The organism is Salinisphaera sp. G21_0, assembly GCF_017744115.1.
In the GTDB taxonomy this organism is placed as follows: domain Bacteria; phylum Pseudomonadota; class Gammaproteobacteria; order Pseudomonadales; family Endozoicomonadaceae; genus Endozoicomonas.
Window position 1 is genome coordinate 80,759 of the sequence record NZ_JAGHQW010000023.1, and the last position, 14,648, is coordinate 95,406.

Below are 14,648 nucleotides of genomic sequence, written 5' to 3' on the forward strand. Positions count from 1 at the left end.
CGAAACTTAAGACATCATGCGTATTCTTCACACATCTGACTGGCACCTTGGCCAGCACTTTATGGGCAAAAGCCGGGAGGCAGAACATCAGGCCTTTCTGGACTGGCTGATCGAGCGGGTACAAGAGCAGCGCATTGATGCCCTGATTATTGCCGGTGATATCTTTGATACCGGTACCCCACCCAGCTATGCCAGGGGACTATACAGCCGCTTTATTGTCAGCCTGCAGAATACCCACTGCCGACAGCTTATTGTGATTGGTGGCAACCATGACTCGGTGGCCACGCTGAATGAGTCAAAAGAGCTGCTGGCCTGCCTGAATACCTTTGTGGTGGGTGGCGTCAGTCAAGACTCCCGGGAACAGGTTCTGGTGTTGAACAACGCTCAGGGCAGCCCCGGCGCGGTGATCTGTGCCATTCCGTTCGTCCGGCCACGGGATGTTCTGGAAAGTCAGGCGGGAGAGACCGGTGAGGATAAACAACAGGCACTGCAACAGGCGATTGCTGCCCACTATCAGACCATTTATTCAGAAGCTGAAAAGCTGGCAGGGGAACGGCTGCCTATAATTGCAACGGGTCATTTAACGACAGTAGGCGGGCAACTGAGCGAATCCGTGCGTGAGATTTATATCGGGACCCTGGCGGCATTCCCGGTATCCGCCTTTCCCAAGGCCCACTACATTGCCCTCGGCCACCTTCACCGGCCACAGGTCGTGGCGAAGCAAGAACATATCCGCTACTCAGGTTCTCCAATCCCGCTGAGTTTTGATGAAGCCGGGTCCGATAAGCAAGTCATTATTGTGGACTTCAGGGAAAACGAGCTGAATAAAATTGAGTCCGTCATTGTTCCTGTTTTCAGGCCTCTCATCAGCCTCAAGGGCTCCATGGACAGTATTGACCAGCAGTTGGCCGCTCTTGCCAGTGAGCGGGCCAATGAGAATGAGCAACCGCAGGCTGAACTCAATCCATGGCTGGAGATTGAAATCACCACCGAAACCTACCTTCACGACCTGCAAAGCCGGGTCGAACAAATGGTGCTGGCCAGAGAGGAGCTGTCCTCATTTGAGCTGCTGAGGGTAAGAAGAAAACGGGAAAAAGCCGCGGCATCCCTAACCGTTGCTGATCAGGAGAGTCTGGCCGAGCTGAACGTAGAAGATGTTTTTCAGCAACGGCTTAAGCAGGAAGAGCTTACCGATGAACAATTACAGCAGCTGACCGGTGCGTTTCAGGAAATACTCGAAGACGTGTTTGCAGCAGATAAAGAGCATCCCATGCTGGCGCAGCATGGCCAGAAGGACAACGCCTGATGAAAATTCTCAGCCTGCGCCTGAAAAATATTAACTCCCTCAGGGGCGAGTGGAAAATAGACTTCCAGAGCGAACCGTTTACCAACACAGGCCTCTTTGCCATTACCGGCCCAACCGGTGCTGGCAAAACCACGCTGCTGGATGCCATCTGCCTTGCCCTGTACCACCAGACTCCCCGCCTGACCACAATCTCCGCCTCCGATAACGAGCTGATGACCCGGCATACCGCTGAGTCGCTCGCCGAAGTTGAGTTTGAAGTCAAAGGTAAAGCGTATCGGGCCTTCTGGTCACAACGCCGGGCCAGGGGCAAAGCAGACGGCAAGTTGCAGGCACCTCAGGTCGAGCTGGCCGACAGTGATGGTACGATTATTACCACCCGTATCAGCGATAAATTGAAAAAGGTCAGTGAGCTGACCGGGCTGGATTTCGGACGTTTTACCAAATCCATGATGCTGGCCCAGGGAGGTTTTGCCGCTTTTCTGGAGGCCAGTGCCAATGACCGGGCTGAACTGCTGGAAGAACTGACCGGTACCGATATCTATGGAGAAATCTCCCGCCGTGCCTTTGAGCGCATGCGCACTGCAGAGCAGCAACTCGACCTGTTAAAGGCCAGAGCGGGCGGCATTGCTCTACTGAACGACGATCGACTTACAGAATTGAGAGAAGAACAGAGTCAGCTTGCCGGGCAACAGGAGGAAACCGGCAACGAACGCCTCTCCCTGAACCATCAGAAGCGTTGGCTTGAAGAGCTGGCCAGCAGACAACGTGAACAGGAAAAAGCCCGGGAGTCATTGGACAATGCTCTTCAACACAAATCAGAACACAGCGAGCAAATAAACCGTCTGGAGCAGGCCCTGCCCGCCATGGAGCTTCTGTCGGACTGGGATCGGTTGAGCGAACTGACACAAAAGCATCAACGGATACAAAAGACACTGGCTGATCATCAACAGGAAAAACAGGTCACCACCGAACAGGCGCAAAGCGTTCAGAAACAGTGTCAGATTCAGTTAAATGCCTGGGAAAGCTATCAGCAGGAACAGGAGCAAACCGAATCCCTGCTGGTAGAGCAGGTCATCCCTCTGGATGCTGATATACAGAGGCTGACCAATGAACAACAGGCCATCAAAGGCAAATTGCAGGCAGCTGAACATGAGCAGGGCACACTGAACAACAGCATTGCCGATGACCAGCAGTCCCGGGAACAACTCACTGGACAACTTCAGGTAGCCAACCGTTACCTGGAGCAGAATGCACACCAGCAATCGCTAGGCGAACAGCTGCCGGTATTACAAACCCTGTTTGAGCAACGAGAAACCGCCAGCCAGGGTGAACAACAGTTTGTTCAAGCTATTCATCAGTTAGAGCAGGAACGCCAGAACCTGGGCGCACAACACCAGACACTGGAAGAGTATATTCAGTCGCTGGCCAGAACACGGGAACAACGCGCCAGCCAGAATAAAACACTGCTTGAGAACAAAACAGCCCTGTTAAATGGTCAGGAAGAAGAGCAGCTGCTGACCGATCAGCAACAGTGGCACGATCAATACCCGATATGGCTGCATCTGAATAACCTCAGCCAGCAATTTACCAACTGCACCGCTGACTTACAGAAAGAGCAAACCCTCCATGGCAACCTGCAGCAATCGGTAGCACAGTACACCGACAACATTGAAAAATGCAGGACAGAGTACCGGAATGTCAGGCAGCACTGTCATGATCTGGAGCAGCTGTTAGCCCGGGAGCGGCAGATCACCAGCCTTAAGGACTATCGCAACCAACTGCAGGCCGGAGCAGCCTGTCCTCTTTGCGGTGCCACAGAACACCCTGCCATTGAACATTATCAGAAGCTGAATATTTCCGATACCGAACAACGTTTAACCGCCAGACAGCGGGAACTGGAGCAGCTGCAACTTCAGGGCGAGAAGCTGAACAAAGAGGCTGCCCGTTTACAGGTACAACTGGAATCCTCAGAACAGGCCATTAACAAGCTGCAAAATCAGATTGCCCAGGTTACATCAGATTGGTCCGCCACCAGCAATGCCCAGCCTCTTTCCCTATCGATCAACAACACCGACGAATATCAGAGCCACTTCAAACAGTTTTCCGAGACCGGGGAGACCCGGAAAAAGCAGCTTGAACAACTGAGCCAGCTTAATCGCCGCATTCAACTTGAACAGCAGCAGCTGGACCAGCTGAATAACGACATGACCCAACACACCCATCAACGGGAGGTTAACCAGCATCAGCAACGCCAGATTGACCAGCAGCTGTCTGAAAAGCGTCAACAGCTTGAGCAAAGCCAACACGCCAACCGGGCTTTGGAAGAGAAGATCAGGCAGAGAATCCAAACTGCGCTGCATCTGGAGACTCCTATCCTGTCAGAGCAATCAACCTGGCTGAGTCAGCAGGAAAAAAACTGGCAACAATGGCAGCACATCACCGCTGAACAACAAGCGCTGAATGAGAAAATCCAGGCCATTACCCAGCAGCTGAATCACAAGCATCAAAACCGACAAAAAGCGGACGAACTTATCCGTGATATTCAGCAAACGCTGAATATCACCAACACTCAGAGACAGCAGCAACAACAGCAACGGCAGGATCTGTTTGGCCAGAAAATCGTGAGTGAGGAGCGACAGCGACTCAAGTCACTGGTGGTCGAAGCAAAGGCACACCATCAACAAAGCCAGAGCCAGTTGAAAGCCATTGATGACAAGCTGGCTCAGCTGACTGGAATCGTCCGCCAACAGGCCATGGAACAGGAAGCATTGAGCGAAGCACTGACAATCGCCGAAAAAACCTGGCAGACATTATTAAACGACAGTCCATTCCGGGACAGTGAACATTTCCAGCAGGCACTGCTGGATAAAGAAGAACGAAAGGTACTGACAGACCTGAAACAGGCCACTGAACAACAGCTGCATGAAGCCAAAGGCAAGCTTGCCTCGGCGGAAGCCAACCTGAAAGCACATATTGAACAGCCAGCGACTAAACTAACTCTGGATGAAGTGACTGACAGACTGACCGAATTGGACAACCGCATTCGTCTGATCAATCAACGACAGGGAGAGATTACTCAGGCGCTGAAAGACGACGATGAAAAACGTCTTGGCCAGGCCAGCCTGTTCAGGGATATTGCGGTGCAAGAGCATCAATATCAGGTCTGGGCGCAACTCAGTGGCCTGATTGGCTCCAGCAAAGGCGACAAGTTCCGTAAATTTGCCCAGGGCCTGACGCTGGATCATCTGATTCTTCTGGCCAACCGACAGCTGGAACAGCTCCATGCCCGCTATCTGCTCAACCGCAAGAGCAACGATGAACTCAGCCTTGAAGTGCTGGACACCTGGCAGGGTGACTCCGCACGGGATATCAAAACCCTGTCCGGTGGTGAAAGCTTTCTGGTCAGCCTGGCGCTGGCGCTGGGGTTATCTGACCTGGTCAGCCATAAAACCCGTATCGACTCGCTGTTTCTGGATGAAGGGTTTGGTACACTGGATCAGGAAACGCTGGAAACCGCACTCAGCGCCCTGGATAGCCTGAATGCCAGTGGGAAGATGGTCGGTATCATCTCCCATATTGAGTCCCTGAAAGAACGGATTCCCACCCGGATAGAAGTGATAAAAGAAACCGGACTGGGCTACAGCAAACTGGGTAGACGCTTTGCCTGTATCTGATCACTTTTATTTTGAGGGTTTATGAATCAACTACTGACTGTTGGCGCGCTTGAGTCGTTTCTCATCGCCATTTTTGTGCTATTTCTGGGACATTTTATCAACGCCCGAATTCCTCTATTAAAGCAATTCAATATTCCTGAGCCTATTGTTGGCGGGTTGATTATTGCCGGTGTTATTGCCTGGCTGCACTTCAATGGTGTCGAGATTGAGTTCCACCTGCCCCTGCAGAACACTTTTATGCTGATGTTCTTTGCCACGGTTGGTCTGGCCGCCAGCTATACCCAGCTGATTAAAGGTGGGGTCAAGGTGTTTGTTTTCCTTGCCGTGGCGTCTTTCTATATTGTGCTGCAAAATGGCCTGGGGATGTCACTGGCCACCCTGCTGGGGCTTGACCCGCTGATGGGATTAATTGCCGGATCAATCACCCTTTCCGGTGGTCACGGTACCGGTGCGGCCTGGTCTCAAACCTTCCAGCAAGTATACGGCATGCACAATGTACTTGAGATTGCCATGGCTTCAGCCACCTTCGGCCTGATCATGGGCGGTATTATTGGCAGTCCGGTGGCGCAGCGACTGGTGGACAAATATGGCCTGAAATCCAGATACGGCAACACCAACAGAACCCATGACCAGTTTCCTGAGCTGGTGACTTACAACGAAAATGAGGAAGACAATGTCACCTCAAAAAAGATGATTGAATCACTGTTTATGATTCTGATCTGTGTGACCGGTGCCAAGTACCTTGAAATCTGGGTCAACAACTTTGAGATCAAATGGCTGATGATTCCGGATTTTGTCTATGCCCTGTTTATCGGCGTTATCATCACCAACACGCTGGAAGTCACCCGGGTGAAAAAGCTGGATATTGAAACCATCGATATTCTCGGCACGGTGTCACTGGCCCTGTTTCTGGCCATGGCCCTGATGAGCTTAAAACTCTGGAATATTCTCGATCTGGCCATCCCGATCCTGATCATCTTGCTGGCACAGTCTGTTATGCTGGCAATATTTACTTATGTGGTGACCTTCCGGGTGATGGGCAAAGACTACGATGCAGCCGTTATTGCCAGTGGTCACTGCGGTTTTGGTCTTGGCGCAACACCCACAGCGGTCATGAACATGGGTTCCGTCGTTAACCGCTTTGGTCCTTCACCCCAGGGGTTTATGGTTGTGCCTATTGTCGGTGCCTTCTTTATTGATATTGTTAACCTGATTATTCTTCAGGCGGCATTGTCGATTTTTGGTTAATGAATCATCAACTCCTGGTACATCTCTTGAATGAGTTTGATGTGTACAATCTCCGTTCACCCTTAGCGGAGTTTGGATGTCAATGAGAGAGCCCATCAGCTGCACTGAATAAGAGAGACGGGCTCTTTTGCCTGAATAGCGGGCCATTGATCACTCACTGGCCACCCCCTAATCTAACGCCAAATTCAGCGGTGGCACTACAGGCACTATCCACTTGAATCTTATGTTAGGCATTCTTTCTGCATTTTTACTTTTAAAAGTAAATTTTTATTCTAATATCTAATCTAAAATACAGTTTTAATAAATTGTTAATTGCCCTCGAGGACTATAATGCAACCATTGTTATCAGTAGGTGCCAGTCTAACCATAACTGCTCAAAAAAAGACCAGCTAATGATTCTTTTTTAAAAACCACACTAAATAAAATAGAATTGGCGGATCGTGATGAAAAGAATATCTTGTATTCAGCAAAATATTTTATCGAAAACCCCACTCAGGATTGTATTAATTTTGCTGAAGGGGCATTGTCTCAAAATGGTACATCTGAATCCCTGGAGTAGATAATGATTTAAGTAACCGCTGCTGCATTCCATAGTGAGCTAACATATCACCAGAAATTCAATGTAAATTCATCTGGCAGATTTTTCTGGCGTTACGGTGAGTTTATGAAACACATTGTGTTCAGTTTCCAGAATTTAACCTGGGCTTGTGCAACAACAGGATAAGATTGCAGTCGGATGCAATCCATCATAATTCATTACATGCATGTTCAGGCATTATTAGTTGTCGAGAGTTCATGCAGTGCTTTCAAAGCATCTTCCGACTTATCTGACTGAACAAATATATGGTCATGGAAGAAAGCTGCAATTACATTGGCACTGATATTTTTTGAGGCAAGTTTGGTTGAAATTGCTGCTGTTAGACCAACGGCTTCCAAGCTTGAGTGTACAGTCAGTGTTATTTGCCTGTAAGTATGTTCAAACTTAATATTCGCACTTTCAGCGTTATCTTTTGATAGAACTAAAGATAAGCCTTCTGATTCAATAAAGCTTGAAAGTGGATTTAAATGAGCATAATCGGAGAGTTTCCCGGGTAAAGTACAGAAAATGAACTCTCCCTCTACAAGCTTCGGATTGATGCTGCTGAGCAGTTTTTCTAATTCAATAATACCAGTCATTTTTTTATCCGGATGTAAAACTCAGTCTCTATCAAGGCTCTGAAGTATTCAATATAATCGTGGTCCCACGCAAGAACGGCCATGCAATTTGCTCAGGATGTCAGCAACCAGCTCCGGGCTATGACCGTCTTGCTGAACATCGTTTCGAGTTTGTTTAGCCGTTCAACTGGAAGTTCTCTATGATTTTGTTATGAATGCACGATCTCAAAAACTTATTCATCCTGGTCATTTCCGCAGTCGCATAGAAATCCAGCATCAACTGATTAAATTCTTTCTGTCGCTTTGCCGGCACATTGATGATTGGAAACCCATAATAAAGCAAAATACCATTCATCATGAATCGCCCCATGCGCTTGTTCACATCCCAGAAAAACTGTGCTCTTGCCATTCTCAGAAAAGCAGTAATGGCCAGATCATAAGCATCGTTACAAGCAGCAATTTCAGACTCGATTTCTGCCCAGACATGATCAAGGTCTTTAGGGGAAGGAGGCAGGTACTCAGATCCGTTAATCGTTACATTGCCAGTGCGAAAGGCCCCCCACTCCAAGGCCTCCTCTTTTCCTGCAATGCTATGAATAGATAAGGCAACGTCCTTTGAAAAAGAGAACTTACCCTCAGAGACAAGGGAAAATAGGTGTTTCCATGCAGCAGCCTGGTTGAGAGCCATATTTTGATCGCTGACTTTGTGGCCACCAACGGTAATCCCATCCAGCAGTGTTTGAACTTCCGGTAAGGTCATTGCGACCCCTTCAAGATTTACTGCATCATAAACCAGAGAAGGAATATCCCGAACAGCAAGTTGCCTGGCCATCGCACGATTAGGAATCATCCCCCAAACGGTGTCTTTTGCCGCTGTCATTTCTGCATCTCAAGGGTTGTGTTGGAATGCCTCACATTATATCTGCATGAGTCCTGATCGTCATGCCGTAGACTGTTGAGGTAGAACGGCTAACCTTTGCATCACGGGCGCAGTCCGTGCATATTCTGGCCCATCGTGAACACCAATTCTGGCCAACCGTGAACACTCATTCTGGCTGAACGTGAACACCCATTCTGGTTTTACCGTGAACACTTTTTGGAAATTTCCAGAATCACTGTTCACGCCCTCCAGAATCGGTGTTCACATTGCCAGAATGGTCTGTGAAACCATACGAAAAATCTCTCTTAAGCATTGATTTCATTCATATAGTGCCGCTTGCACTAATCCATGAAAAAAAGGATTCAGCGGCATGAAAAAGGGGTTATCAATGCGTAAATTACGGGAGATCTTTCGGCTCCGGTTCGAGTGCCAGCTCAGCACCCGGCAAATATCCAGAAGCACTCGCGTCAGTGTCGGGGCGGTTAACAAATACCTGAACCGGTTTGAGGCTGTCGGCTTGTCCTGGCCACAGGGAAAAATCATGAAACCCCGCATCCTGCGAGGACTTCAGACAGATATCGAGTGCTCATGGCGGCCTTTTTCTGCTTCCGCTTCAGACCAGCTTTAAAGGTTTGGTTGAAAGTCTCATACTGAGCACAACTACAGACCCTGAAGCATAGGATTTACGACCCGGAGCCAAAATACCCAAAGCAAGAAAGGCGACCAAACGCAGCTATGATTTTCATGTGACAAAAGAATCATCTGCGAGAGGCCGCCCCCCATGGAAGTATGTCAGCCACTGACCATTCCCGCTAGTAGTTACTGCCCTGCAATCGAGACGCTGCAACATCGGTTATCTCTTCTTCACCAGTCATGCCAAGGGCTCCACTGGGAGGATTACGAAAATGAACTGCATAACCTCATGACTCTTGCAGAGCAGGAGATTCTCTCTGAAGACCTTCAAAAACTGGACGTCAATGAACCTTCTATCGAGGTCAAGGGCACCGTTTATCGCAGAGTGGCTCAAAATCATCAAACATACCAATCTGCCGCTGGCCCTGTCCGGGTAAAGCGAACCCTGTATCGATCCGGCTCAGGAAGCAAATGTATAGTTCCCCTGGAACTCCGGGCAGGGATTGTTGAAGGGTTCTGGTTACCCAGGGCGGCAAAGCAAGCGGCGTGGATGGTGGCTCAATTGCCACCAACCGAAGTTTCAAGCCTTCTTGAGTTGCTGGGAAATATGAAGCCGTCGGCCAGTACTTTGGCTCGTCTTCCTGCAAAACTCAGTGAACGGTGGGAGCAGTATCTTGAACCTTTTGAGTATATTTTGGCAGACAACTTTCAGGTTCCAGCCAATGCTGTGACGGTAGCGGCCTCTCTTGATGGTGTAATTCTGCCTATGAAGGACGGAAAGCGTCAGGAAAAACGAGGCAAGCGTACCAGAGGCCCTGCGGGTTGTCAGGAAGCCAGTTGTGGGACGCTGTCGTTTTATGATGATCTGGGTAATCGGCTATCCACCATAAGGATGGGGCGAATGCCCGAGAGCAAAAAGGAGACATTGAAACAGTCCATCAAGAATCACCTGAATAAGGTTCTTGAACAAAAGCCGAGGGCATCCAGCCGTCGAAGTACCATCATGGGCAGGATGACATCGCGGTATTTGCCGTGCACATAGACATCCCGCAGGCAGTCGTCAGCCATTGACCAGATAAAGGAAACCAGTTTGTTATGTACGGTGTGATCCATGGTGAATAACTTTTCAAAGACATAGAAAGGGGGATTTTCGGCCGCATAGTCAGGATTTCTGCTGGCCAGTAATGCGTGATTTCAGACGATTAAATAAAGATACAGGCAGAGGTGAACTGAATTTTTGCTCGAACTTTTCATCCAGCAGTGCGTAGATTCGGTTGGTTTCTTGGGAGATAGCCAGCATCTTCTTGTGGTCGGCATTGAGGACCGGCTTGTCGGTCTGTGCAAAATGATCGCCGGTGAGTTTGGATCTCAGATCACGAACCAGGCACGATGAATCAATATCCAGCTTACGCAGGCTCAACAGCTTGAGGTGGTGTTCTAAACGGGTCAGACCAATCAAGATGTCGATGCAGTCCTTACTTCTTGCCACGCCCTCGGGTAATTCAGACTCCCAATAGCGACGAGCTAGATCTTCAAGGTCTTTCAGCAAGGTCTGAGAATCTTTGATACTCGACTTCAGTTCGGTGCGGTTGGCGAAATAGCGACCATTATGCCGCACGTACCACCAGCCAAGGAGAACGAGAAGAATATTGAACGGGTTTAGGGCAAATTCAAACTTAACAAGTCCAAAAAAATTCAATAGAGACATTATCTGGGTAAGGACAAGCTGGCAATCAATACTCATGCTTTTTTAATGTACTCAATCACACTGTTTTTTACGCTGTCCTGCTCCGTGCGTAAATCCAGTTTTTTCAGCAGTTCTTCACGCGCTATGATTTTTTTGCGAACCAGACCGCCAAAGGCCTCTTCAAGAAAGGAGGAACCGTAGCCCATGGCGTTGTCGAAGTAGATCACAACCTTGTCGTTCTCAGCAACCAGCCTGGCCAGGTGTTGGTCACGAAATTCTTCGCCACTGGCAGGGCCATCAGCGATAAAGCGTCCACCAGGGAATGCGTTAAAATCGATACCGATATCGAATTCAGCAATTTTCTCGCTCATAGTCTTATTCCATTGAAGCGTTTGTAATTTCTTTCGCAGGGATGACCCATTCGATCAGGGTGCCATCCAAAGAGTTTCTGGAGTCAAAACCATCGGCATTCCCATTTGGCTTGTAGATGTACGTTCCCCGGTTGCTTAATACATGCAGCCTACTTCCCGCTATATTATTGACAGGTTTCTTAAAAGCTGCCAAACCTTTCCCTCTGTTCGCCTCTCTGGTGCGAGTGGCTGCGTATTTCATCGCTTCCTCGATGACATCTTTATCTCTAGGGGGCTGGTTACCAAGACTCACCAGGAACTGTTTAAATCGAGCTTTGCTGGTTTTAGGAAATGATACAGGAATACCAACACCTGGATCGCAGACTAAAATATGAATTTTATGTTCCGGATCCTTGGCAATAAGCATCCACCATCTCTTACCCAGCAGGGAGAAGTCCAGACTGGACTCTTCTTGAAGATAGGCATGTTGTGCACAGTTCGTCACGGCCTCCATAATGCCGCCATAGATGTTTGAGATTTCGCTCTTGCTGGGAATCCCAACCGTGATGGACAGGGTTATACAGCAGGCCATTGTGCAGGTGCTGACCCCTGTCTTTGATCCGGGATTCTCACCAAACAGCTTTGGCTACCGACCGGGACGGTCAGCACACGACGGAGTCTGTCAGGTTAAGCAGCTGATCAACAGGGGGCTGCATTACGCCGTTGACGTTGATCTGAGTAAATTCTTTGGCTGGTTTTTGCTCCTGCAAAACCAGACTTCCCACCTTCCATGGCGGTCATACGGTTAATCACGACGTTTTAATGTCGAGGGTCTCCCGTAAGATCAACGACAAACGCCTTCTGAAACTGATTGGTCGCTACCTGCGCTCCGGTGTCATGATTGATGGTAATGTCTACCCGACCAAGGTTGGCATGCCACAGGGTGGGCCTTTATCACCCTTGCTGTCTAATGTGGTCCTCGACGAACTTGACAAGCAGCTTGAATATCGAGGGCATTGCTTCGCAAGGCTCTTTTGTAGGAGAGTGTGATGACTTCGTTATTCTCGTCAAAAGTCAGCGTGCAGGGGATCGGGTGATGCACAGCATTACCCAATTCATTGAACGCAAATTGAAACTGAAGATTAACTCCCGGAAAAGCTCTTTATGATGAGAAGGTTGTGAAAGCAACAGAAAGCGAATTCCTGAGTTTCACCTTCACAGGGAAGAAAGTTCGCTGGGTCCAGAAGTGTCTGGACCGATTCAAATACAGGATACTCAAGTTGACCAGTCGTCGCTGGGGTGTCTCAATGCAACATCGGTTACGCAAATTGGCACAATATATCCGGGGTTGGATGGGGTATTTCCGGTTATCGGAATATTACCGACCAATTCCCCTGCTGGATCAATGGATACGTCGGCGAATCCGTTGCTGCTTTCTGAAGCAATGGCGCAAGCCGAAAACCCGTTTCAAGAATCTGGTCAGGTTAGGCGTTGATAAAGTGAACGCCGCCAAGATCGCAGCCAGCAGCAAAGGGTATTACCGTCTGAGTAAAACCTATGCGGTACAACAGGCTCTGAATAACAGTTACCTCGCGAAAATTGGGCTTGTTTCATTGAAAGACTTATGGATCAGGTTTCACCATCATCGTTGAACCGCCCGGTGCGGACCCGCATGCCGGGTGCTGTGGGGAGGGCTGGAGAAAGACCGGCCCTTACCCGATTTATACGGAATTTTTATGCATGACTTTCTCCACCAAGTTCTTTTAAAAGCCAGTTCAATTGATTTCTGGCACTGGAGATAATTTCATCAAAGATCAGTATTTCTGTATTTGACTCTATATATTCAGAGGAAGGTAAATCTTGTCCCCGCTTTCCTCCAATGAGTAGAACCTTTATTTGCGAACTTGTATAAGGATCAAAATCATTACGATATTTTGTTGCTTGAGTATAATCTTTGTGCCTGAGATTGTGGCTTGGACGCTTAAACTCGATCAAAAGATACTCATAAGCATAATTCACACTTAACATCAGGTCAGGGCGCTTATCAGCTCTCTTACCAGTATATTTTTTTCCAAGATAGTCTTCAATTTGTCGCTTTAGTGTCTTATTGCTGCTAAAGACTGAATATTTGACACCGAACACCCATAAGTTCTTTTCAAGCGATGAGTGAATAAGGCTTTCTTCTGTATCCTTTTTTTGACACAGTTCTTCAAAGCGGTCTAAAAATTCAAGACGGCTTTTCGCCTGCTCGCCAACAATAGCAAGCTCTGCAATACCAAATTCTGCTAGAGCCTCTGCCAGTTTCGCAATATCTGTATGTTCAGCTGCATGAATAAAATCAAGTACTGAACGATAATCAGACCTCTCCAGCGCATCAAGTAGAACCCCTACAATAGGCTCAACTTTATTTTCAGGTTCACCGTAGTATCGACCAAGTATTGACTTGATTGCTTTATCTGCATACTGCCTTTTATATTCAGGCAACTGAGCTAATCGGTCATTGATTTTCTTCTTGAGTCTCGCTTGGGCTAGATTCATCTCACGCCCATATTCTTCCTTAACCTTTTGCCTAATTATTGGCTGAATATGATTTGCGACTTCTTGATATAGTTCGCTATTTTCGACTAATGCTCCCCAATCTGCTGTTACATGGTCGGATAAGCCATCAACTTCAACTTCCCCATATATTTTATCCAAGAGCTTTGGAGGGAAATCTTCAGCCTTTTCTAGGCCAAAAAAATCGGGATTCCCAACAACCTTTCCTCCAACTCTGATTGAAATTCCAGGCTTTTTTAATTTCCCCCTCTGGTTTGATACAGTAAAAGCTAACTTTACACTACCAGCTGAAGGCAGCTCTTTCTCGTGGGCTGTGTATGTTCCTTGAATGTCATCTACACCAAGAGGCTTGTCGTTCACAACAACATTAAACTCTTCCTCCCTACCGTATTCTTGGAGCAAAAGTTGACGCATTTTGTCGGGACTTGGAAATGCTAGACCTTGCCGTAGGTGAGATAGTGTAATCCGTGTACCATGCCTGCCTTCATCACAATCACTGATGAGAAGCTCAATGGGAAGTTGCTCTATATCTGCGACTTTGTCGAGATCGATTACAGATATTGAAAACTCGCATTTTTTTCCTCTCGACCAAGTTTCAAGCTTCATAGAGTCAGCAATCATCAACCCGGCAAACTTTCCGGGGTGCTCTCTCAATCTGATAATTGAATTATACGTCAATTAAAAACTTACCGGACATGTAATTAGACCAAAGCTGATCCCAGCGCCCTTTACTCTGGACCAGAGACCTTGTTGCCAATAGAACCTCAGCACCTGTCGTTTTCCACCTCATGCCAGAGCCGCATAACCGTTGCTTGACTAGCGTCTTACAAGCTGCCTCTGTGACTCCAGAACCTATTGGCCAGTGACGTTTTAAAGCCAGGTGATAGTTCATCAAATGATGATTGTTAGTAAAACGAAATAAAGAACGAAATAAAGGACACCCAAAAATTTGACTAATCGGCCACACTGTCTATTTTACTTCTGGAGCCTCTTAAGGGCATTAAGGAAATCTACCCAGCAACCAAAAAAAATGACATGACGACCGCCCGAAAAAACCTCATAGATCCAGCCAGTACGCCCTACTACCACTGCATGGCACGCTGTGTTCGCAGGGCCTTCCTATGCGGCAAAGACAATTTCTCAGGCAAAAACTTTGAGC

14 protein-coding genes and 2 pseudogenes are annotated in these 14,648 nt (G+C 48.0%); 9 read left to right on the top strand and 7 right to left on the bottom strand.

Annotated elements, in window-relative coordinates:
- Positions 1-16 precede the first annotated feature (16 nt).
- From sbcD to gltS, 3 genes are read left to right on the top strand one after another with little or no spacing between them, the layout of a single operon-like run.
- Complete coding sequence (sbcD, locus tag J7439_RS12470) at positions 17-1,306, top strand: exonuclease subunit SbcD (protein WP_209202120.1); 1,290 nt, start codon at positions 17-19, stop codon at positions 1,304-1,306.
- Positions 1,306-4,980 carry an AAA family ATPase gene (locus J7439_RS12475; protein WP_209202121.1) on the top strand — a complete coding sequence of 1,225 codons (3,675 nt, stop codon included), beginning with the start codon at positions 1,306-1,308 and terminating at the stop codon, positions 4,978-4,980. The genes sbcD and J7439_RS12475 overlap by 1 nt, the downstream gene beginning before the upstream one ends.
- Before the next feature lie 21 nt (positions 4,981-5,001).
- Positions 5,002-6,228 carry a sodium/glutamate symporter gene (gltS, locus tag J7439_RS12480; RefSeq protein ID WP_209202122.1) on the top strand — a complete coding sequence of 409 codons (1,227 nt, stop codon included), beginning with the start codon at positions 5,002-5,004 and terminating at the stop codon, positions 6,226-6,228.
- Positions 6,229-6,996: 768 nt separating this feature from the next.
- Here the strand turns inward: gltS and J7439_RS12485 are convergent.
- Complete coding sequence (locus tag J7439_RS12485) at positions 6,997-7,404, bottom strand: ACT domain-containing protein (protein WP_209202123.1); 408 nt, start codon at positions 7,402-7,404, stop codon at positions 6,997-6,999.
- Between the two features lie 154 nt (positions 7,405-7,558).
- Positions 7,559-8,263 (bottom strand): Fic family protein, encoded by a 705-nt coding sequence (locus tag J7439_RS12490; RefSeq protein ID WP_209202124.1) that lies wholly within the window; start codon positions 8,261-8,263, stop codon positions 7,559-7,561.
- 388 nt (positions 8,264-8,651) lie between these two features.
- Between J7439_RS12490 and J7439_RS27485 the strand changes: the two genes are divergently transcribed.
- A complete protein-coding gene (locus J7439_RS27485; protein ID WP_209202125.1) occupies positions 8,652-8,891 on the top strand; it encodes a sigma factor-like helix-turn-helix DNA-binding protein in 240 nt (79 codons plus the stop codon).
- A 153-nt stretch (positions 8,892-9,044) separates the two neighbouring features.
- A complete protein-coding gene (locus tag J7439_RS27120) occupies positions 9,045-9,938 on the top strand; it encodes a hypothetical protein (RefSeq protein ID WP_209202133.1) in 894 nt (297 codons plus the stop codon).
- On the opposite strand, the pseudogene J7439_RS12505 reads toward J7439_RS27120, so the two are convergent.
- The 4 genes and pseudogenes from J7439_RS12505 to J7439_RS12520 all read right to left on the bottom strand — a co-directional run.
- Positions 9,872-10,009 (bottom strand): annotated as a pseudogene (locus J7439_RS12505) (type I restriction-modification system subunit M N-terminal domain-containing protein); the annotation flags it as partial. The gene J7439_RS27120 and the pseudogene J7439_RS12505 sit on opposite strands and share 67 nt — an antisense overlap.
- A gap of 49 nt (positions 10,010-10,058) precedes the next feature.
- Positions 10,059-10,640 (bottom strand): hypothetical protein, encoded by a 582-nt coding sequence (locus J7439_RS12510; protein WP_209202126.1) that lies wholly within the window; start codon positions 10,638-10,640, stop codon positions 10,059-10,061.
- On the bottom strand, positions 10,637-10,954 hold the full coding sequence (locus J7439_RS12515) for an STAS-like domain-containing protein (protein WP_209202127.1): 318 nt from the start codon (positions 10,952-10,954) through the stop codon (positions 10,637-10,639). The genes J7439_RS12510 and J7439_RS12515 overlap by 4 nt, the downstream gene beginning before the upstream one ends.
- A gap of 4 nt (positions 10,955-10,958) precedes the next feature.
- Positions 10,959-11,447 carry an ATP-binding protein gene (locus tag J7439_RS12520; RefSeq protein ID WP_209202128.1) on the bottom strand — a complete coding sequence of 163 codons (489 nt, stop codon included), beginning with the start codon at positions 11,445-11,447 and terminating at the stop codon, positions 10,959-10,961.
- 13 nt (positions 11,448-11,460) lie between these two features.
- Here J7439_RS12520 and J7439_RS12525 point away from each other — a divergent pair, with 13 nt between their 5' ends.
- From J7439_RS12525 to J7439_RS12535, 3 genes are all read left to right on the top strand, one after another.
- Positions 11,461-11,742 (top strand): reverse transcriptase domain-containing protein, encoded by a 282-nt coding sequence (locus J7439_RS12525; RefSeq protein WP_209202129.1) that lies wholly within the window; start codon positions 11,461-11,463, stop codon positions 11,740-11,742.
- Positions 11,743-11,755: 13 nt separating this feature from the next.
- Positions 11,756-11,983 carry a reverse transcriptase domain-containing protein gene (locus J7439_RS12530; protein ID WP_209202130.1) on the top strand — a complete coding sequence of 76 codons (228 nt, stop codon included), beginning with the start codon at positions 11,756-11,758 and terminating at the stop codon, positions 11,981-11,983.
- Between the two features lie 128 nt (positions 11,984-12,111).
- A complete protein-coding gene (locus J7439_RS12535) occupies positions 12,112-12,585 on the top strand; it encodes a group II intron maturase-specific domain-containing protein (RefSeq protein WP_209202131.1) in 474 nt (157 codons plus the stop codon).
- 82 nt (positions 12,586-12,667) lie between these two features.
- Here J7439_RS12535 and J7439_RS12540 read toward each other — a convergent pair whose 3' ends face one another.
- Positions 12,668-14,110, bottom strand: a complete 1,443-nt coding sequence (locus J7439_RS12540; RefSeq protein WP_209202132.1) for a hypothetical protein — start codon at positions 14,108-14,110, stop codon at positions 12,668-12,670.
- Between the two features lie 414 nt (positions 14,111-14,524).
- On the opposite strand from J7439_RS12540, the pseudogene J7439_RS27125 reads away from it, so the two are divergent.
- A pseudogene (locus tag J7439_RS27125) lies at positions 14,525-14,648 on the top strand (transposase); the annotation flags it as partial.

Excerpts from the sequence above, each read along its gene's own strand:
- sbcD (WP_209202120.1), top strand. The coding sequence starts at position 17 with ATGCGTATTCTTCACACATCTGACTGGCACCTTGGCCAGCACTTTATG.
- J7439_RS12475 (WP_209202121.1), top strand. The coding sequence starts at position 1,306 with ATGAAAATTCTCAGCCTGCGCCTGAAAAATATTAACTCCCTCAGGGGC.
- gltS (WP_209202122.1), top strand. The coding sequence starts at position 5,002 with ATGAATCAACTACTGACTGTTGGCGCGCTTGAGTCGTTTCTCATCGCC.
- J7439_RS12485 (WP_209202123.1), bottom strand. The coding sequence starts at position 7,404 with ATGACTGGTATTATTGAATTAGAAAAACTGCTCAGCAGCATCAATCCG.
- J7439_RS12490 (WP_209202124.1), bottom strand. The coding sequence starts at position 8,263 with ATGACAGCGGCAAAAGACACCGTTTGGGGGATGATTCCTAATCGTGCG.
- J7439_RS27485 (WP_209202125.1), top strand. The coding sequence starts at position 8,652 with ATGCGTAAATTACGGGAGATCTTTCGGCTCCGGTTCGAGTGCCAGCTC.
- J7439_RS27120 (WP_209202133.1), top strand. The coding sequence starts at position 9,045 with ATGGAAGTATGTCAGCCACTGACCATTCCCGCTAGTAGTTACTGCCCT.
- J7439_RS12510 (WP_209202126.1), bottom strand. The coding sequence starts at position 10,640 with ATGAGTATTGATTGCCAGCTTGTCCTTACCCAGATAATGTCTCTATTG.
- J7439_RS12515 (WP_209202127.1), bottom strand. The coding sequence starts at position 10,954 with ATGAGCGAGAAAATTGCTGAATTCGATATCGGTATCGATTTTAACGCA.
- J7439_RS12520 (WP_209202128.1), bottom strand. The coding sequence starts at position 11,447 with ATGGAGGCCGTGACGAACTGTGCACAACATGCCTATCTTCAAGAAGAG.
- J7439_RS12525 (WP_209202129.1), top strand. The coding sequence starts at position 11,461 with ATGTTTGAGATTTCGCTCTTGCTGGGAATCCCAACCGTGATGGACAGG.
- J7439_RS12530 (WP_209202130.1), top strand. The coding sequence starts at position 11,756 with ATGTCGAGGGTCTCCCGTAAGATCAACGACAAACGCCTTCTGAAACTG.
- J7439_RS12540 (WP_209202132.1), bottom strand. The coding sequence starts at position 14,110 with ATGATTGCTGACTCTATGAAGCTTGAAACTTGGTCGAGAGGAAAAAAA.